1 protein-coding gene is annotated in these 591 nt (G+C 28.6%); it reads right to left on the reverse strand.

The window, feature by feature from the left end; translation table 11 throughout:
* The coding region (locus CSGHG_RS23510) for a hypothetical protein (RefSeq protein ID WP_010291506.1) at positions 1-591 on the reverse strand (591 nt) is incomplete at both ends.

Genomic DNA, 591 nt, shown 5'->3' on the forward strand with positions numbered 1-591 from the left:
ATAGATTATCATAAACCCTTCCTTTTAATGTAACAACATCACTAGTTGCAGTTATCTTATTATCTACTACTTCTGGACTTTCTATTTCTATTACTGGTTTAATAGTATCACAGCTAATTTTATATGCATGATCTTGTAAAACCTTGCCATTATAATCTACTGCTTTAATATTTACTACATTTATTCCTTCACTTAATTGTAATGATTTAGAGAAATTAACTGTTCCATCATTATTTATAGCTAAATTAATTTTTTCTCCATTTATAATTAAGTCTTTTATTGGTCTATTTATTTTACCACTTATAGTATATTCATTTTGATTTACAGTAATTTGACCTTGACTAAATACTTTATCATCAAATGTTATTGATGCTGGTGGTATTTTTCCTACTGGTATAACAGTTGAAACTCCCCCTAAGTTATTTGCATAATCAAATGCACCTATTTCTATTTGATTTAAAGTGTTAGCTTGTAAGCCAGTTATAGTCTTGCTATAAAGCCCTGTCTTACTATCGTAAGTTACTGCTGCTTTAGTAGCTTCAACATTTAATGCCCCATTTATAACTACAGGGAATTCACCCTTTTTCATTT

This window comes from Clostridium senegalense JC122 (assembly GCF_000285575.1).
GTDB lineage: Bacteria > Bacillota > Clostridia > Clostridiales > Clostridiaceae > Clostridium_J > Clostridium_J senegalense.